Genomic DNA, 19,296 nt, shown 5'->3' on the forward strand with positions numbered 1-19,296 from the left:
ACGATTTAGGGGTAGAGATGCGCAAACATGAACTTCTGACCGAGCATGAACGGCGACAGCTCTTATCCATTCCTGAAAACCGAGACGGCCTGGCTCGCCTCTACACCTTTGAGCCAGATGATCTCGACCTGATCCGGTATCGGCGCGAGGATCACAATAAGCTTGGCTTCGCCTTACAGCTTTGTACCCTTCGTCATCCAGGTGTGCCTTTGGCTCGAATCCTCGGCACGATCCCGGCTTCAATGGTTTCCTTCGTGGCAGAGCAGATCGACGTTCGACCTGACGATCTAGCCAGCTATGGCCTTCTTCGAAGCCAGACGATGACGGACCATGCGCGTGAAATAGCGCAGATGATGGGCATGCGGGCGGCCGAACGCGGTGATATCCCTACGATGATCGAAGCGGGAGCGGTCGCCGCGACGGCGACAGATAAGGGAATGCCGATCGCGATTCACATTGTCACGACATTGCGGCAGGCGGGCATCGTGCTTCCCACCATTTCGACAATCGAGAGAGCAGGAATTGCCGGAAGGGCGCGAGCTCGTAAACATGCCAGCCAGGAGCTTATCAGGGGCTTAAGTTCCCATCAGCTCGGCATGCTCGATAGCCTCGTTCAGATTGGTTCGAAGACTGGCCTGTCGTCTCTGGCGTGGCTGAAGGCCATGCCCGTTGCTGCGAAGGCCGACAACGTTCGCGATATTCTGGAACGTTTGTCCTTTGTCCGGGCGATCGGCATTCCGGCAGCCAACAGTATGGCCCTGCATCCCGACCGGTATCGCCAATTTGTCCGTGAAGGGCGTATGTCGCCGTCCTATATGATCGAGCGCTACACCCTTTCACGACGACGAGCGACATTGGTAGCATTCCTGATCGACGCCGAAGAGCGCTTGACAGATGCCGCAATCGATATGGCGGACAAGCTGATCGGTTCTATGTTCACCCGCGCCAAGAACGCCAAGGCCCGAAGATACGAGGCGACAGCCAAGGATGTGTCGCGATTGATGCGCCTGTTTCGAGGCACAATTGACGCGTTGGCGGATGCCATCGAGACTGACAGCGATCCGATCGACACCATCAATGCATCGGTCGGCTGGGCAAACCTGTTGCGAGCGCGCCAAGAGGTGGCAGAAATAGCGGACACTGCGGATCAGGATCCGCTGATTGTTGCCGCTAACCGATACGCGACATTGCGAAAATTTGCGCCGGCCCTGATCGAGGCGCTTGAGTTCAAGGCCGGAAGAGGCAGCGCGCGGACCGTTTCCGCTGTCAGGGTGCTTAGAGAGGCTCATCGAACGGGAAAACGCGAATTACCTGCCGACGCGCCTATGCCGTTCAAAAAGGATTGGCAGAAGATCGTGGTCGGCGCGGACGGCAAGATCAATCGTAAGCTCTACGAGGTCGCGACACTCGCGCATCTGCGCAATAAGCTGCGGTCGGGCGACGTCTGGGTAGAGCGCTCATCGTCATATCGCCGCTTCGACAGCTATCTCCTGCCTCCGCAAATGGCGGCGCCAGTCGTCAAAGATTTAGGGCTGCCCGCATCTGCTGACGATTGGCTGGAGCAGCGGGGCCGGGAACTGGACTGGCGGCTGAAGCGGTTCTCAAAACGTCTCCAGAAAAATCAGGTTGAAGGCGTCAACTTCGATGGAAGCCGCCTGAGCATCACTCCTTTGAAATCAGTGGTGCCCGCGAGTGCGGAAACTCTGGTCAGCCAAATCGAAGGTATGATGCCGCGCATACGGATCACCGAGTTGCTGCACGAGGTCGCCGGTCAGACCGGCTTCCTTGGAGCGTTTACGAACCTGAGGACGGGACAGACATGCCCGAACGACAGTGCAATGCTGGCCGCAATCCTCGCCGATGCCACCAATCTCGGCCTCTCCCGCATGGCCCGCGCCAGCGAAGGCATCACCCGAGATCAGTTGATATGGACCAAGGACGCCTACATTCGGGACGATACTTATACCGCCGCCTTATCAACGATCATCGATGCGCACCACCAGCTGCCGATCGCGTCGGTCTGGGGCGATGGCACGACTTCAAGCTCAGACGGTCAATTCTTCCGGGGTGGAAAGCGTGCAAAAACCGGCGGTGATGTGAATGCCCGATACGGCGTCGATCCGGGGTTCGGCTTTTATACCCATGTATCGGATCAGCATGGCCCTTACCACGTGAAGGTCATCTCGGCCGCTACGCATGAAGCGCCCTATGTCCTCGACGGTTTGCTGCATCATGGCACGAGTCTCAATATCTCGGAGCACTACACCGACACTGGCGGAGCCACCGATCACGTCTTCGCTCTCTGCACTGCTCTGGGCTTCCGGTTTTGCCCGCGGCTGCGCGATTTCCCGGATCGACGTCTCATTCCGATCGAGCCGACCGGCAGCTATCCGCACCTAGCGCCCCTTCTCGGAAAGAGGGTCCGCGCGGACATCATCCGAGAGCATTGGGATGATGTCCTGCGGCTCGTTGCCTCTCTGAAATCGGGTCACGTCGCACCTTCGGCCATGCTGCGAAAACTTGCTGCGTACGAGCGTCAGAACCAACTCGATGTCGCCCTTCAGGAAATCGGCAAGGTCGAGCGAACCCTGTTCATGCTGGATTGGCTGGAGAATCCGGCACTGCGCCAGCGTTGCCAGGCTGGCCTGAATAAAAGTGAGCAGCGTCATGTCCTTACGCAGGCTATCTGCACGTTCAGGCAGGGCCGTATCATCGATCGCAGCCATGAGGCCCAACAGTACCGCGCGTCCGGCCTTAACCTCGTCATCGCCGCGATCGTGTACTGGAATTCGACCTATATGGCCGACGCCCTTGCGCATATACGTTCGACCGGTAAGATCGTGGATGACGCGATGATGGCACATACCTCACCCGTCGGATGGGAGCATATCGCATTCTCCGGCGACTTCCTCTGGGAGCAGGCCGCCAAAAGCAGGTCCCGGAAAACACTTGTCATCTCTGACGGAGCGCGGGCAGCCTGAGTGTTCTGTCCCTGTTCACGCCAACCGTTGTTCAGCGGGAAACCAACGCGATGCCCTCAACTAAGTGGCTTGCAGCCCTTTATTGGAAAGGAGGGTGCGATAAAGTCTATTAGATTTATTGGGGTCCAAGATAACGGAGATGACACCTACCACGTCGAGCATGAAAAGCGTCTTTTCCGATGGACTATTGGGCTCGATTCGGATGGTAAAATTGAAAGATCATGGGTCACGTCCGGCGGTTAAGGGCGCGTCACACAGTTTGATTGTGTTTGCTGATCGACCAAAACGCCGACCGGCTTAACGTGCAAGCAGGGCGTCAAGGCACGACCTTCACCCCGAAGCGAAAGCAAAAAGCACGTTGGTGGCAACGACATCTCCGTTGCCACCATTCGGAAGTTTGCTATCCGCCCACAGAGCTTTATGAGAGTTCGCGGCGCGGTTCACTATCTGGCGCGTCTTGGCGCAGGATTTTGAACTGCTCGTGTCTCCATCCCTGATAGGGCTTATGCTTGGCATCTTCGAAACGCTCAACTCTGACGCCAGCAGACGGTCAAGGCGTGTGCTCGTTGGAAATGGAACCACCAGTTCTATCTGCAATTTCGTCCAATTGTCAGTTTCATGCAGAATCGCTTTTTCGATGCGAAAATCCGCAAACTCATCGACGCGCTGCGACTTGCGCCTCAAAGCTTCGAGGTTGAACGTTTCCGTCCGTATCCACTGTGGATCGTTGGACTGTAGCGCTTCAAGGACGACAGGATCGATGTCGCGGACATTCTGTCGCTCAAAGATTGGCCGGTTCCATGTCTTTTCGCAGGTCACACACTTGTAGATAAGCCACGCATCAAGCTTGCGACCATTGGCGTTGAGCCGGATTTTGCCGCTGGATTGGGAGGCTCTGAGGCCCCCACATCCGCTGCACACAATCCAAGGCTGGGGAGCAGTCTGGGGAATAATGGTCCATCGGACCCGAAGTGTATTGCACATATCGTCTTGGTCTTCCGTTCGGAAGTCCACCAAGATGGTGCATGAGAAAACCCTTGCGGGCACGGCGTGGCGATGTTTTGGGCGGCTGAAGAGCTGAGACAGCGGAGCTGCACATGGCACATTGTAACAATGCCAAACCGGTCTCTTGCCACCACCCGATGAACATGATCATACGCCGACAGCATGTTGCTATCCGGCAGTACGGGTGAAACTGGATTGAGACCGGTATTTACTTAGGCAAAGTCTACCTCGATGCGCCAATGCTCTTCAACAACAGCGATAACAAATGATCTATCCGAATTGGAGTCCTTTGTCGCATCCTTAAGCTAAAACCTGCGGCGTTGCGGCTTTTATGTGACTTTGCAACGAAAGCAGGCTCGTTGGATACACAGCCGATGAATTTCCCGATAGACGGTGGAGCGTCCGAGTCCAAGCTGCCGCGCAGCCTCCGTCAGTCCATGCAGGCTGGCGCCGGACAGAAAACCCGGATAGCTCATCGAGGGATGAGCCGACTGGTAAAATCGATAGTCAAAATCGCCGCAGACGTATCGCGGGCGCGACCAGTTCAGACAATGTTGCTCGGCGACCATCACTGCCGGGACGTGATGGTCAGTGTAGCCAGGGCGATCCGTGGAACACGGCTCGGCCAGAAGCTACCCCATTACGTCTCAGCTGGCAAAGCGTGGCGGCATTGCCCAGTGCAATGGCGGAGGTGAGTTTTTTCTTGCCGGCAGTCCGCTTCACGCTGGTCGGTCATAACTCGGATATTCTGCCCTTAGACTGACCGAGCGAGGCCACCGGCACTATCCTCGCATTCTCGGAAAGTTCGATCCGCTCAGAAACTCCGCTCATCGAACCCTGACGCGTCTTGACCATCTTAAACCACGTCACCCGGTCTCGACGATCCCCTTCAGCTTGTTTTTCCAAGTGTTGCAAAATCAATGCCTTAGTATGTTGTCAGCTGACGACAGCACGCGAATCTGCCGAAAAGTCACACATCCGCAGTTGTTCTGCTTATTTCATGCCCGCATTGCCCCGACTGAATTGACTTTGAGAAGCGCCATCAGCATTGGCCCCAGAGAGAATTCACCGCGCCGCGTTCTGGACGTGAGGTCGCGGAGATATCCACCAGCCGAATTGATGTGCCCTGCCCGCTCAAGTATCGCAGCAATCGCGACGGCCGCATTCTCGGCGCCCATAACCTCGCAGGCATCCTGATAGGCGGACGCGCTTACACCTAAAGTGGACCGGACAACAATTGCGGCAGACATCAGGTCTCGCCACCCTCGCACCTCGCCACCAGGTGCATAGGCCGCAATTTCAGGGCACGCACGCATGACCAATCCAATTGGGAAAACCTTGAGTGTCTCGATACGACGCTCAAGGTTTTCCTCCGTCTTTTCGCCCTGGTCTTTTTCGGAGCTAGGTTCAAGTTCAGTTATAGATTCGGTATTTGAATTCTGTATGTGCTGGCGGATATCGCTATCATTGGTGCCGGATTTCTCGGAAAAAACCTGACATTCCAGTATATTGAGAATGCCTTCCCGCAAAAGCGACAATTCGTCCAGGATTGCTTCGAAGTCCGTTTTCGATTTGGCTGTCCGCAGCCTTGCTACTGCTGCGATATAGGCGGCCTCGATCATCGCCCAGTCCCCAGCCGCGCCGTCTTCAACCGCAGCAGTGATGAGTTTTCGAACGTCCCTGCGGGCGATAGTCGTGCGTTCTTTGACAACCTTCAGGCGTCGGGCGTCTTCGGCAACCTGTTGCGCCATGAGGGCGAATTCTTCCGACCTTGCAAGCAAGGGGCCAAGACTGAACCCATAAGCTGTCTCGACAGCACCGTCCTTGGCACGCCTCACGTAGCGCTTGCCATTGGGGCTGTCGTTGCGATTGATCAACCCTGCATCTACGAGCACTGCCAGGTTCTCTCTCAGGGTCGTCCCAGCGATACCGTTTGCTCGAGCGATCAACTGGGCATTGGACGGAAAGACCACGAGGTTTTCATCGTGGCTGAGTTTCGTCTCGGGATAAAATGACAGGAGGGCGTTGAGTACGGCAAGCGCTCGATCGCGCAAGCCAAGAAGCGTTCGCGCGTCACAAACGTCACGATACACTTTCCACTTATCCGCAGACTTTCCCTCTCGAATCTCGGATGCTTTGAATTGGGCCTTGACCAACGCAAGCGTCATCGGTCGCCGCCCGAAGGGCGTCGTCACACTTCCATTTTGCATTTTTCTTTCACCTTTCGATCGGCAAAAGAAATCCGCTCACCAAAACGGTGCCAAAGACTCTTGACTGGGATTCATGGAAATGCGATTCTCGGGCTGCTTAGACCAATGAGAGAGGCTTCCACGACGGCAACGTTTGGGGGCCTTTTTCTTTTGCGGTTTCTTCCTTCTCTAACTTTCGGATCCGGACGCGCTCTGCCGGAAGCTCTCGTAAAGATCGGGAATACGATCCATCACGAACTTGGCAAATGCCTCGTCTCGATCTCTATCAATTTGGATCTTGCAAACCTTCCCTGAGACAGCAAGTGTCGCGATCTCGGATCCATCTGCAGACTTTGCGACAACGGCTTGGGGTTTCACAGAGATCGGCTTATCGATTGCCTTAACGGCACGAAGCACTGCGATAAAGCGATCATCGGACGTCTTGTGGTCGAAAGAACCGTCCCTCATTGCTTTGCGCGCTTTGGTTTCCGCGCCTTCGCTCTTCAGCACGTCGGCAAGCTCTTGCCACCGAGGCCGACCAATTTTCGGAGCTCTTCCTATCGCTTCACTTAGCCATGTGGGAACCGCGCGGCCTACGTTGATGAGCTTCGAGGCCTCTTGACGATCAACTGAGAGAGCAGTCTGAATGAGTGTCCGATCGAAGCCACCGTCTTCGAGTTTGAGAGCGAACATCGAGCGCTCAATAAAGGTAAGGTCTTCGCGCGCGGAGTTTTCGATGCCCTGTGCAAGAATGAGCCGGTCGTCCCCCAGCTCGCGGACGTAAGCTTTGACGTTGATGCCGAGTTCACTGGCAGCGCGCACACGGCGATGGCCGTAGGCAATCTGATAGCGGCCGGGCTCGGTCGGATGGTTGCGAACGAGGACAGGTATTTCCTGGCCGTTCTCCAGGAAAGAAGTCTTGAGTGCTTCGACAGCGGAAGGATCCTGATCTGCGAAACGATCAGCGAAAGGGGAGGGATCAATCAGTGAGGGATCGAGTTCAATCGGCAAAGCGCCGTCCGCAACCCGCTGCTTGAGTTCCTCGTAATCTCTCTCAACTTCCGAGAACGTATCTTTCAAGGATCGCACCGCGCCTGACGCTACACGCTGCATCGGTTGACGGGTCTCCGCCGTGGGCACCACATCAGGCCCAGCGGCAAAGAGATTGCGAACGGATTGAGTTCGTTTGCTCATCTTTGGTCTCCCCGATAAAAACCTAGCCCTCGTAGAGGCAATGACATTGTGTCGTCAGCTGACAACAAGCTAAACGATTGATTTCTTTGATCGTGAAGCATGATCATCTGCCCCATACGTCATTGATTAAGCCGACAGCTTCATGGTTGACGGCATTGATCGATTCCATGGCGCGATCGTAAGTCGACCGACCTACAGCACCACGCGAAAGCTCATAGAGCGATTGTTTGGTCAAACCGGCATTGGCGATCGCAGTCGACTTCCAGGCTGCTGCAGCCATGACATCAGTTCCGAATACGTCGCGAAGCAGACCGACGATTTCCTGTTCAGGGACGTCGCGCGGATCATGGCGAGTAACAAGGAACCTTAGGAAATCATAATCAAGCTTACCGCCCGCCTCCTCGATGACGGAGACAAGATCGGACGTCATGAGAAGGAACTGGCTCATAGACGCGACGTCCACCATCTGTGGGTGGACGGTAACAATCATACCCGTGGCGGCATTGAGAGCCCCCATGGTTAGAAAGCCAAGCTGAGGAGGGCAGTCGATGACGACGATATCGTATTCATCTTCAACCTGATTGATGGCGCTCGCGACACGCCTGAAGAACAGATCTTCCGGCCGACCTCGGTTCTGAAGCATGAAGCGAGGCGTCTGATGCTCGAACTCCATCAATTCGAGATTGCCAGGGACAATGCTGATGCCCGTAAAGTATGTCGAACGGATCACATCTTTCATCGGCACGCGCTGGTCGTCGTATCTGATTGCGCCATAGATGGTGGCATTCTCGGCAACGTCAAACTCGGGCTGATACCCGAACATCGCCGAAAGCGAAGCCTGAGGATCGAGATCGATTGCGAGAACCCTGTAACCCTGTAGCGCCAAACCCTGTGCGAGATAAAGTGAGGTGGTCGTTTTGGCCGACCCTCCCTTGAAATTTGCGACGGTTATGATCTGAAGTTTGTCACCTTCACGACGACGTGGCCAAAATCGCCCAGCCTCTTTCGGACGCGCCTCAGCGAGGTATCGCCGCAACTCGTTGATCTGCTCCAAGGTATAGGAGCGCCGTCCTCCCGCGCCAATATCCGGCGCGGGGCCAAGGCCATCCAGCGACAGTTGGCGCAGGTACCCATCAGACACGCCAACTATCTCGGCAACTTCGCCAGACGTGAATGAGCGAAGCGACTTTTGCGCTGTTGGCGGAAAGGCGCGCTCACCGACCGCACGGAGTCGCGCAGACAGCGCTTCAGCGCGCTGCGTGATATGTGCAGACGTTGCTGCTCTACTGATGTGCCTGTCGATCACGTTCACTTTAACCTCAGGTTCAAGACGGTTTGCAAGCGTCAGACGCGCTTATGCCGTCTCATGATAACGCACGATTCTAGCGATGCTGCAAGAGAATTAGAGTTAACAAGAAGTTAACACAATTTCCTGAAATTTTGGCGGGAGGTTGAATTCTCGATATGTATCCGCACGTTAAGCTGATTCTTAACGTAATATCTATTCCCTGGGTTCTGCAGATCTGCAGACAAAATCCTGTGGCTTTGCCGGGTCTGAACAACCGAAGGCGCAGTTACAAGCCGACTCAGCTCTCTGCAGATCTGCAGATCTGCAGATAGCCATCAATCGCCAGAGATGGTTTGTCTGCCGCATGTCCACATCATGCGGAGATAGAAATGCTGATTCTGACCGCTTCCCCGGATCGATACGTCGATCGTTCAAATCTCCTAAAACAGATGCACTGCTTGCGCGCGGCAGTCTTCCGCGAACGTCTTGAGTGGGAAGTCACGATTACTGAGGCAGGAGAACGAGACGAGTACGACGATTTCGACCCGACCTACATACTTGCGATCACCGATGATGAGAGGGTCGTCGGCTGCGCTCGTCTCCTTCCGGCAATAGGACCGACCATGCTTGAGCGAACGTTTCCGCAGTTGCTGGCAACCGGTTCCCTCAACGCATCTGACCGAATGATCGAAAGCTCCCGCTTTTGCGTCGACACATCCTTGCCTGCGGGCAGGGGAGGGGGGCAACTGCATTTCGCGACACTTACCATGTTTGCAGGCATCATCGAATGGTCGATGGAAAACGGCTATGACGAGATCGTCACAGCAACCGACCTCCGTTTTGAGCGCATCTTGAACCGAGCCGGATGGCCAATGAAGCGGCTTGGCGATCCCGTGGCGATCGGCAACACCGTGGCAGTGGCTGGGACACTTCCAGCCGATCGGGAAAGCTTTGAGCGGGTCCGCCCACCGGACTATCGGTCGATCATAGCCGGATATCGCGGTCATCAGGTTAGGAGCGCTGCGTGACCCAACTTCGTTCCCATCCACGATTGGTCCGCAAACTGCAGGACGCCCTGGGCGACCAGCTCTGCGTTGCGCTTGAAGACGCGACGGTGGTCGAAATCATGCTCAATCCCGATGGCCGGCTGTTTATCGAACGGCTGGGGCATGGCGTGGCAGCTGCCGGCGCGATGAGCTCTACCGCCGCCGAAGTCGTCATTGGCAGCGTCGCCCACGCGCTCCAGTCGGAGGCCGACAACGAGCGACCAATCATCTCTGGCGAACTGCCAATCGGCGGACACCGCTTCGAGGGCCTGTTGCCTCCGATCGTATCAAGTCCGGCATTCACCATCCGCCGGCGCGCTTCGCGCCTCATCCCGCTCACCGACTACGTGAAGTCGAAGGTGATGACCGAGGCCCAGGCGTCCGCCATCCGTAGCGCGATCGACGCACGGATGAACATCGTCATTTCAGGGGGCACGGGATCGGGGAAGACCACTCTCGCCAATGCAATCATAGCCGAGGTCGTGGCTGCTGCCCCGGAGGATCGGATGGTGATCCTCGAAGACACCGCTGAGATCCAATGTGCGGCCGAGAACGCCGTGTCGCTACATACCAGCGATACCATCGACATGGCCCGCCTACTGAAAAGCACGATGCGCCTGCGACCCGACCGCATCATTGTCGGCGAGGTCCGCGACGGTGCAGCCCTGACGCTGCTGAAAGCTTGGAACACCGGCCACCCCGGCGGCGTCACCACGATCCATTCCAACACGGCGATGTCAGCTCTACGCCGACTGGAGCAACTGACGGCGGAAGCCAGCCAGCAGCCAATGCAGGAGGTGATCGGTGAGGCCGTCGATCTCGTCGTTTCCATTGAGCGAACGGGGAAGGGGAGGCGGGTCCGTGAGGTCATCCACATCGAGGGATACCGCAACGGCCGCTACCAGACCGAGCATTATGCCCAGATCGATGAGGACAGCCATGTCGCGTAAAATCTCCATTCTTCTCGTTGGCGCAGCGCTTGCCGCCGTTTCTGTCGGCTATGCCGACTTCGCACTCGCCTCTTCGGGCGGCGGTAGTCTGCCGTGGGAATCGCCGCTGGAGCAAATCCAGCAATCGATCACTGGACCCGTCGCCGGTTTTATCGCGTTGGCGGCGGTCGCCATTGCCGGTGCGATGCTGATCTTCGGCGGCGAATTGAATGATTTCGCGAGGCGGCTTTGCTACGTCGCCCTCGTTGGCGGGGTACTTCTCGGAGCTACCCAGATTGTCGCTCTCTTCGGCGCGACCGGTGCCTCGATCGGCGAGGCTCATTCGCAGGCTGGGCGCAGCATGACCGAGCCCTCGATGACGGCGGCCACTGTGGGGGAGGGGGCCCATGGCTGAGGCTGGTTCCTCTCTCGCACGCTCGCGGGTACACCGGGCGTTATCGCGCCCGAACCTCTTGATGGGCGCCGACCGCGAACTGGTGTTGCTGACCGCGCTTGCGGCGGTCATCCTAATTTTCGTCGTGCTGACCTGGTACGCGGCTCTGTTCGGCATCGCGATTTGGCTGGTGGCTGTTGCGGCACTTCGCATGATGGCCAAAGCCGACCCGCTTATGCGGCAGGTCTACCTCCGCCATATTTCCTACAAGACCTTTTACCGCGCGACGTCGTCGCCGTGGCGCAAGTTTTGAAGGGGGCTTTCGATGGTCGCCCTCAAATCGTTTCGTCATTCCGGACCGTCGTTTGCCGATCTGGCACCCTACGCTGGTCTCGTCGATAACGGTGTCATCCTGCTGAAAGACGGCTCGCTGATGGCCGGCTGGTATTTCGCCGGGCCGGATAGCGAAAGCTCTACCGACGCTGAGCGTAACGAGGTGTCGCGACAGATCAACGCCATCCTGTCGCGGCTCGGCTCGGGATGGATGATCCAGGTCGAGGCCATCCGGGTGCCGACCGGCGATTATCCGACCGAGGCTCAATCCCACTTTCCCGATCCGGTCACGCGCGCCATCGACGATGAGCGGCGGGCGCATTTCCAGAAGGAGAGGGGGCATTTCGAGAGCCGCCATGCTTTGATCCTGACCTGGCGGCCGCCGGAGCCGCGGCGCTCCGGCCTGACGCGGTATGTCTATTCAGATGCGGCCAGCCGTTCTGCGACCTATGCCGACACGATGTTGCAGAGCTTTCTGACCTCGATCCGTGAAGTCGAGCAGTATCTCGCCAACGTCGTGTCGATCCGTCGCATGATGACGCGAGAGACGCCAGAGCGGGGCGGATTCCGCGTCGCGCTATACGACGAACTCTTTCAGTTCATTCGTTTCTGCGTCACCGGCGAAAACCACCCGGTGCGCCTGCCGGATATTCCCATGTACCTCGACTGGCTGGTGACGGCCGAGTTGCAGCATGGTCTGACACCAATGGTCGAGAACCGCGTTCTCGGCGTGGTCGCGATCGACGGTCTGCCAGCCGAAAGTTGGCCGGGCATTCTCAACACGCTGGACCTGATGCCGCTCACCTATCGCTGGTCGTCTCGCTTCATCTTTCTCGACGCGGAGGACGCGAGGGCGCGGCTTGAGCGCACCCGCAAGAAGTGGCAGCAGAAGGTGCGACCGTTCTTCGACCAATTGTTTCAGACGCAATCCCGCTCGGTCGATCAGGACGCCATGCTGATGGTGGCGGAAACCGAGGACGCGATCGCCGAAGCCTCATCACAGCTGGTTGCCTACGGCTATTACACGCCGGTCATCGTTCTGTTCGAGGAGGATCAGGCCCGCCTTCAGGAGAAGTGCGAAGCCATCCGCCGCCTGATCCAGGCCGAAGGTTTTGGCGCACGCATCGAGACGTTGAACGCCACGGACGCTTTCCTCGGCAGCCTGCCCGGGGTTTCTTACGCCAATATCCGCGAGCCGCTGATCAACACCCGCAATCTCGCCGATCTCATTCCGCTGAATTCCGTCTGGTCGGGCAGTCCTAACGCGCCTTGCCCGTTCTATCCGCCGGCCTCGCCGCCCTTGATGCAGGTAGCATCCGGCTCGACGCCGTTCCGACTAAACCTGCACGTCGATGATGTCGGACACACGCTGATCTTCGGCCCGACCGGTTCCGGCAAATCGACGCTGCTGGCGCTGATCGCCGCACAGTTCCGCCGATATGCCGATGCCCAGGTGTTTGCCTTCGATAAGGGCGGCTCGATGCTGCCGCTGACCCTCGGTCTCAACGGCGATCACTACCAGGTCGGCGGCGATATCGGCCCGTCGGCTAGTGGTGAGGTGAAGGCGCTTGCCTTTTGCCCGCTCGCCGAACTCTCGACCGAGGGCGACCGTGCCTGGGCGGCCGAATGGATCGAGATGCTGGTGGCGCTGCAAGGTGTGACCATCACCCCGGATTATCGCAACGCCATCTCCCGACAGATCGCACTGATGGCGGAGGCGCGCGGCCGCTCGCTGTCGGACTTTGTCTCCGGCGTCCAGATGCGCGAAATCAAGGACGCGCTGCACCACTACACCGTCGACGGTCCGATGGGTCAGTTGCTCGATGCCGAAGAGGACGGCTTGGCGCTTGGCGCTTTCCAGTGCTTCGAGATCGAGGAACTGATGAACATGGGCGAGCGCAATCTCGTCCCAGTTCTCACCTACCTGTTTCGGCGCATCGAGAAACGCCTAACCGGCGCGCCCAGTCTCATCATCCTCGACGAGGCCTGGCTGATGCTCGGCCATCCGGTGTTTCGCGACAAGATCCGCGAATGGCTGAAGGTGTTGCGCAAAGCCAATTGCGCCGTCGTACTTGCCACCCAGTCGATTTCGGATGCCGAGCGATCCGGGATCATCGATGTCTTGAAGGAGAGCTGCCCGACAAAGATCTGCCTACCGAACGGAGCGACGGGTAAGGAAGACCTGAAGCAAATTCGCACCCTGCATTCCGAACAGGGGGCCTCCTGGCCTCTCCACTGGCTCCAGCAAAGGGGGATCGCACATGCCGAAACACTCTTTCCGACCTCTTGAGACTGCAAACGTGGTCGCCGTCGTTGTGGCTGCGCTTACGATGGCGTTGCCGCTTCCAGCTGAGGCCGGCGGCGTGACGGGACAGGCAACCGAATGGACACAGCTCGCCAACAATACCGAACTGATCTCACTTGTCGGCAAGTCGGCCGAGCAGGTCAACAACCAGATTACCCAGATCTCGCAGCTTGCCGAGCAAATCCAGAACCAGATCAACATCTACAACAACATGCTTCAAAACACGGCGCAATTGCCAAACCATGTCTGGGGCCAGGTCGAGAACGACCTGAAAAACTTGCAAAACGTCGTGGCCCAAGGGCAGGGCGTCGCCTTCTCGATGGGCAATATCGACGATGTCCTGAAACAGCGCTTCCAGAGTTTTTCCGAGATGAAGAGCAATCTACCGGATGGTGCAAGCTTCTCGTCGACCTATCAGAACTGGTCCGACACCAATCGCGATACGATCGGCGGCACCTTGAAGGCCGCGAACCTTACAGCGGACCAGTTCTCGAGCGAGGAGAGCACGATGTCGTCGCTGCGATCAATGTCGGAGACGGCCGACGGCCAGATGAAGGCGCTGCAGGTCGGACACCAGATCGCCGCCCAGCAGGTCGCGCAAATGCAAAAGCTGCGTGGCCTGGTTTCCCAGCAGATGACGATGATGGGCACATGGTTCCAGTCGGAACAGGCGCAAAAGGATTTGGCCCAGGCGCGCCGTGAACAGTTCTTCAGCGGAAGCGAGCATGACATCCGCAGTGGGCAGACGATGGAGCCTCGCTGGTGAGCCCGCGTCTTGTTATCATCCTTGTTGTCGTGGGGATCGTCGCATCGGGTGTAGGCGTCGCCCGGTGGATCGTGCAGCCCCATCCGGCGTCAGTGTCTGGAACGGGAGAAGCTTCGCAAGCAACCACATCCGATGCGGCCCGACGTGAACATCGAGAAAAATTCTTCGGTGGCGATACCGATCGCGACATTCGCGGTGGCCAGGAAATGAAACCGAGATGGTGATCGTTGCACGTCCCCTCCGCCTCGAACTCGCCCTGGTCGCGATCGGCCTTGTGTTGTTTGCGAGCGCGCCGGCCTTTGCACAACAGGGTCAGGTGCTGACCACCCTGGAGAATTCCGTTGTTACTGCAGCCAAAGGCTGGGAGACGACGGTCATGAATGCGGCCCGGTCATTGTTCTGGATCCTGGCGGGGATCGAGATCGGCATCGCCGCCGTGTGGCTGGCGATTAGCGCTGCCTCGCTTGATAGCTGGTTTGCCGAGCTGGTGAAGCGCATCATGTTCATCGGATTATTCGCCTTCATCCTCGACCGGGGGCCGGCCTTCGCCAAGGCTGTCGTCGACAGCCTCTACCAAATTGGTGCTGGCGGTGGGTCTGCGTCGCCGGCCAACATTTTTGACGCCGGCATTCGCGTTGCGACCAAGATGTCGGAACAGGCGAAATTTGGCCTCTTCGAGGATAATGCCCTGGCGATAGCCGCCGTCTTCGCCATGGTCGTGGTCGTCGTCTGCTTCTCGCTTGTTGCTGCCATCTTCGTCTCGGTCATGGTCGAGATGTATGTCGGCTTGCTTGCCGGCATGATCATGCTCGGATTGGGCGGAACGTCCTATACCAAGGACTTCGCCATCAAATACTTGGTCTACGCCTTTTCTGTCGGCATGAAGCTGATGGCGCTGGTGATGATCGCCAAGATCGGCTCCGACATCCTGCTGGGCCTGGCGGAGGCACCAACCGCAACCTCGGAGCAGTTCATCACGACGCTCGCGATCGCCGGCATATCGGTCGTGGTCTTCGTCATCGCCATGTATGTGCCGCCAATCCTGCAGGGTGTCGTTCAGGGCGCCTCCGTAACCAGTGGCATGGAGTCGATCCGCCACGGCGGACAGGCCGCATCTGTTGCGGCGGGCGCCGGCTTTTTGGCTACCGCAGCAGCCAGCAGAGGGTTTCAGGCTGCAAGTGCGGCAAGGGCAGGGGGAGCGTCCCTTGGCAGTGCCGCGATGCGCGGCATGGAGGCCGGCATCGGTGGCGCGGCAGGTGCTGTCGGTTCGGCCGCAAAAGACAAAGCGGTCGGGTCACCCGGTGCCTATGCCGGTTCGCTGCTCGGCCTTGCCAATGCCAAACTCGACCAGCAGGCCAGCCGCCCCGGAGCTCCGCCTCCACCCCCGCCGATCAACGACACCAAATGACTGGAGGCCGATCCACCATGGCCGGACAAAACATGCCAGATAATCCCTATCTCGCTGCGCGCAACGAATGGAACGAGCGCTATGGATCCTACGTAAAGGCCGCCGCCGCCTGGCGGATCGTCGGTATCATCGGCATGACCATGGCGATGATCGGTTTTGGTTACGCACTCTACCAGAGCACCCAGGTGAAGCTCATCCCCTATGTGGTCGAGGTCGACAAGCTGGGTACAGCGGTCAATGCCGGGTTTCCGCAGCAGATCGAATATGCCGATCCGCGGGTGGTACGCGCCACCCTCGGCAGTTTCGTCTCGAGTTTTCGGAGCGTAACGCCCGATGCAGTGGTGCAGAAGCAATATATCGACCGGACCTATGCACTGCTCAGGACCTCGGACCCGGCAACCGAGAAGGTCAATGACTGGTTTCGCTCGAACTCGCCCTTCGAGAAAGCAAAGAATTCGACCGTGGCTATCGAAGTGAACAACATCGTCGCGCTGTCGAACCAGAGTTACCAGATCGACTGGACCGAATTTGAGCGCGACCGGCGCGGCAAGGAAACCGCCGTCCGCCGATTCCGTGGCATCGCCACCGTGACCCTCACTCCACCGCAGGATGAGGGTGTCATTCGCTTGAACCCCATTGGTCTCTATCTCCGCGATTTCGACTGGACAGCACAGCTTTGAAAGGCATGGCCTGAACATGATTATCCGACTTGAGAATTTTTCGGCCAGGCTGACTTTAAGTACCCTTGGGTCAGTGATGTTAACTTCGGTCTTGCTCAACCCTCTCCACGCTTTAGCTGCTGACGGCGTCACTGCGAACGAGGCCAAGGGGATGGGGATTTCCACCCAATGGCGTGGGTCGCGGGGTCTCGTCACCAAGGGCGCTGATGGCAAGGTGATCTTCCTCTATGGCGAGGTTCAGCCCTCCGTCGTCTGCTCGCCGCTGCAGGTTTGCGACATTGAGCTTCAGGGCGGGGAGGTGGTCCGCGACGTGTTGGTCGGCGATACCGTGCGCTGGAAGGTCGAACCCGCGACATCGGGAGCCGCTGGAGGTCAAGCCATCCATCTGATCGTCAAGCCGTCGGAGCCCGGTCTCGTTACTTCGATGGTGGTGACGACGTCGAGGCGCACCTATCATATCCAGCTGAAGTCCCATTCGACCCAATATATGGCTCGTGTTGGCTTTGAATATCCAGAGGATGTTTCAACCAAGCTTGCTGACGTCAACGCGCGGTTGGAGGCAAGCACCGTCCCAGGTGCGGGTGTCCCCGCCGAGCAGCTGAACTTCTCTTATTCTGTTTCGGGCAGCGCTGGCTGGCGACCGACCCGCGTCTATTCCGATGGGCTCAAGACCTACATTCAATTCCCACGCTCGATCTCCGGCCAGGATGCACCCGTCCTATTCGTGACATCAGGCGGACAGAACCGCATCGTCAACTACCGCTTGAAAAGCAACATGATGGTCGTCGACTATCATATCGACCGCGCAGTGCTCGTTTCCGGCGTCGGGTGGAAACAGGAAAAGGTAACGATCAAAAGGGGAGGGCAATGATGGATACCTTTGCCCGTGCGAAAAGCTTCCTGAACCCAATCCGAAGATTTGCCGCAGCCTGCGCCCTCACCATCCTCCTCGCCGGATGCCAGTCTACCGGAGCCGAAGGCCTCGCCACGAGCAATGCGCCGCCGGAGATTTCCGGCCAGGCGGCAAGTGCCATTGCCGGAGACATGATCAGCCGCCTTGCCGAACAGATCGGGCCGGGGAAGGCGACGGTCGCCCTTAAAGCGGATGCCTCGCCCTTCGGCCAGGCGCTGGAAGCCACGTTGAAGGGATGGGGCTACGCCGTCGTTACCGATCAGAAGACCGATAGCGGCACCGCGGTCATCCCGCTCGCCTATGTGATCTTGGCTGTTGATGGTCAGGTGCTGGCCCGGCTTTCGACCAACACTATCGAGCTCGGACGGGCATACGCAGTCACGGACAACGGCGCGACGCCGGCAAGCGCCTTGTCGCTGATGCGGCGCGGGTGAGGAGAACAACCATGGTGCAATCTCTCAATCTCGGCGGCGCACAGGGCAACCAATCCCAGTCTGGAATGCGGCGGATCAACCGCCTGCCGATCGTCGTCATTATCGTGTTGGTGGTCGCATTCCTTGCCGTCATCTTTTATGGCCTAGCCTCCCGCGGGCTCTACTTCGGTAGGGACCGCGGTCCGGAGACAAGTTCGGGCAACCCTGCCTCCACCTACGCCGACCAGATCAAGCGCGGCGTCGCCGATGGCATTATCGGCGAGCCGCAGCAGCAGACCACCTTCAAGCCGACGCCGGTCGAAACAAAGCGGGTCGAAGAGAAGACCAGCAATCCCTTCGCGTCGCAGCCGGAAGGGCGAGAGAACCAGCAGCGGGTCCGTGAGCTTGAGCCCGAAGAGGTCTGGCGCGCTCGACTTCAGCGAGAACAGCAAGAGCAATATCTGCGGGAGCAGCAACGCCAGCGGATGGCTCGCCTGCAGGCGAACAATGCCGCATACGACGCGCCGCTCGCCATTGATCACAGCAAGTTCAAAGCGCGCGGGGTAGCAAAAGGCGCGACAGCGGACACGACCGCAGTTGCCACAACGCCGTCCGCAACGGCGGGGCAGCCGTCCGATCTCTATGCGGCTGCGTTGCGCGCTGGCTTGGGTGGTCAAAACGCCGATCCCAACGGACAGAACTCAAAAGAGGACTTTCTCAACGCTGATCTCAAAGATCTCGGTTACTTGTCGAACCGTGTGGTGCCTCAGCAATCGCCCTTCGAGTTGAAACGCGGGTCGGTCATACCCGCCACACTAATCACCGGCATCAATTCCGATCTCCCGGGCAGGATCACCGCCCAGGTGAGCCAGAACGTCTATGACAGCGCCACCGGGCATCGTCTGCTGGTCCCGCAGGGCACAAAGCTGTTCGGCCGTTACGATAGCAAAGTGTCATTCGGACAGAAACGTGTGCTGGTTGTCTGGACCGACATCATCTTCCCGAATGGTTCGACTTTGCAGATCGGCGGCATGTCGGGGACCGATGCGCAAGGGTATGGCGGTTTCAATGACAAGGTGAACAACCATTATTTGAAGACTTTCGGCTCGGCCATGCTGATTGCCCTGATCGGGACGGGGATCGACGTGGCCATTCCGGAGAGCTCGACGTTGGCAACACAGGATACAGCCTCGGATGCGGCGCGTAGGAATTTCGCAGAAACGTTCGGTCGGGTTGCTGATCGAACCATCCAGCGCAATATGGATGTCCAGCCGACCCTCGAAATTCGCCCCGGCTACAAGTTCAATGTGCTGGTAGATCAGGATATTTCCTTCCAGAATGAATATAAAAACTGATAATGCAAGATTATTGGACGTCTAATATTCACGACGCTTCGTGCCGTTTGTTGCGATTTTTTCGGTATAACCCGCACTCATGATTTACCCTCTCTCG

At 58.0% G+C, this 19,296-nt stretch carries 17 protein-coding genes; 13 read left to right on the forward strand and 4 right to left on the reverse strand.

Annotated features, from left to right (window positions below; translation table 11 throughout):
- The first annotated feature begins 17 nt into the window (after positions 1–17).
- Positions 18–2,981, forward strand: coding sequence for a Tn3 family transposase (locus V6582_RS20830; protein WP_156634919.1), 2,964 nt, complete (start codon positions 18–20; stop codon positions 2,979–2,981).
- A gap of 330 nt (positions 2,982–3,311) precedes the next feature.
- On the opposite strand, the gene V6582_RS20835 is transcribed toward V6582_RS20830, so the two are convergent.
- The 4 genes from V6582_RS20835 to repA all read right to left on the reverse strand — a co-directional run bounded on the left by V6582_RS20835 (position 3,312) and on the right by repA (position 8,681).
- Positions 3,312–3,965 carry a DUF1062 domain-containing protein gene (locus V6582_RS20835; protein ID WP_234889888.1) on the reverse strand — a complete coding sequence of 218 codons (654 nt, stop codon included), beginning with the start codon at positions 3,963–3,965 and terminating at the stop codon, positions 3,312–3,314.
- Between the two features lie 1,019 nt (positions 3,966–4,984).
- Positions 4,985–6,196, reverse strand: coding sequence for a plasmid replication protein RepC (gene repC / locus V6582_RS20840; protein ID WP_156634749.1), 1,212 nt, complete (start codon positions 6,194–6,196; stop codon positions 4,985–4,987).
- Positions 6,197–6,364: 168 nt separating this feature from the next.
- On the reverse strand, positions 6,365–7,369 hold the full coding sequence (gene repB, locus V6582_RS20845; RefSeq protein ID WP_156634750.1) for a plasmid partitioning protein RepB: 1,005 nt from the start codon (positions 7,367–7,369) through the stop codon (positions 6,365–6,367).
- A 103-nt stretch (positions 7,370–7,472) separates the two neighbouring features.
- Entirely contained in the window at positions 7,473–8,681 is a 1,209-nt protein-coding gene (gene repA, locus V6582_RS20850; RefSeq protein ID WP_174113407.1) for a plasmid partitioning protein RepA, read from the reverse strand.
- Positions 8,682–9,046: 365 nt separating this feature from the next.
- Between repA and traI the strand changes: the two genes are divergently transcribed.
- The 12 genes from traI to trbI all read left to right on the forward strand — a co-directional run bounded on the left by traI (position 9,047) and on the right by trbI (position 19,199).
- Positions 9,047–9,685 (forward strand): acyl-homoserine-lactone synthase TraI, encoded by a 639-nt coding sequence (traI, locus tag V6582_RS20855; protein WP_156634752.1) that lies wholly within the window; start codon positions 9,047–9,049, stop codon positions 9,683–9,685.
- On the forward strand, positions 9,682–10,653 hold the full coding sequence (gene trbB, locus V6582_RS20860) for a P-type conjugative transfer ATPase TrbB (RefSeq protein WP_337739410.1): 972 nt from the start codon (positions 9,682–9,684) through the stop codon (positions 10,651–10,653). Before traI ends, trbB begins: the two co-directional genes overlap by 4 nt.
- A complete protein-coding gene (gene trbC, locus V6582_RS20865) occupies positions 10,643–11,047 on the forward strand; it encodes a conjugal transfer pilin TrbC (RefSeq protein ID WP_070165908.1) in 405 nt (134 codons plus the stop codon). The genes trbB and trbC overlap by 11 nt, the downstream gene beginning before the upstream one ends.
- Positions 11,040–11,339, forward strand: coding sequence for a conjugal transfer protein TrbD (locus V6582_RS20870; protein WP_156634753.1), 300 nt, complete (start codon positions 11,040–11,042; stop codon positions 11,337–11,339). The genes trbC and V6582_RS20870 overlap by 8 nt, the downstream gene beginning before the upstream one ends.
- A gap of 12 nt (positions 11,340–11,351) precedes the next feature.
- Entirely contained in the window at positions 11,352–13,649 is a 2,298-nt protein-coding gene (locus V6582_RS20875) for a conjugal transfer protein TrbE (protein ID WP_156634754.1), read from the forward strand.
- Positions 13,621–14,430, forward strand: coding sequence for a P-type conjugative transfer protein TrbJ (trbJ, locus tag V6582_RS20880; protein WP_156634755.1), 810 nt, complete (start codon positions 13,621–13,623; stop codon positions 14,428–14,430). Before V6582_RS20875 ends, trbJ begins: the two co-directional genes overlap by 29 nt.
- On the forward strand, positions 14,427–14,654 hold the full coding sequence (gene trbK / locus V6582_RS20885) for an entry exclusion protein TrbK (RefSeq protein ID WP_337739411.1): 228 nt from the start codon (positions 14,427–14,429) through the stop codon (positions 14,652–14,654). The genes trbJ and trbK overlap by 4 nt, the downstream gene beginning before the upstream one ends.
- Positions 14,648–15,838 carry a P-type conjugative transfer protein TrbL gene (trbL, locus tag V6582_RS20890; RefSeq protein WP_156634757.1) on the forward strand — a complete coding sequence of 397 codons (1,191 nt, stop codon included), beginning with the start codon at positions 14,648–14,650 and terminating at the stop codon, positions 15,836–15,838. Before trbK ends, trbL begins: the two co-directional genes overlap by 7 nt.
- 17 nt (positions 15,839–15,855) lie before the next feature.
- Positions 15,856–16,518, forward strand: a complete 663-nt coding sequence (locus tag V6582_RS20895) for a conjugal transfer protein TrbF (RefSeq protein ID WP_156634758.1) — start codon at positions 15,856–15,858, stop codon at positions 16,516–16,518.
- A gap of 76 nt (positions 16,519–16,594) precedes the next feature.
- Positions 16,595–17,389 (forward strand): P-type conjugative transfer protein TrbG, encoded by a 795-nt coding sequence (gene trbG / locus V6582_RS20900; RefSeq protein WP_234889889.1) that lies wholly within the window; start codon positions 16,595–16,597, stop codon positions 17,387–17,389.
- Positions 17,386–17,865, forward strand: coding sequence for a conjugal transfer protein TrbH (gene trbH, locus V6582_RS20905; RefSeq protein WP_197434518.1), 480 nt, complete (start codon positions 17,386–17,388; stop codon positions 17,863–17,865). Before trbG ends, trbH begins: the two co-directional genes overlap by 4 nt.
- An 11-nt stretch (positions 17,866–17,876) precedes the next feature.
- Complete coding sequence (trbI, locus tag V6582_RS20910; protein ID WP_156634760.1) at positions 17,877–19,199, forward strand: IncP-type conjugal transfer protein TrbI; 1,323 nt, start codon at positions 17,877–17,879, stop codon at positions 19,197–19,199.
- Positions 19,200–19,296 lie beyond the last annotated feature (97 nt).

It is taken from the genome of Agrobacterium vitis, assembly GCF_037039395.1.
Taxonomy (GTDB): domain Bacteria; phylum Pseudomonadota; class Alphaproteobacteria; order Rhizobiales; family Rhizobiaceae; genus Allorhizobium; species Allorhizobium vitis_E.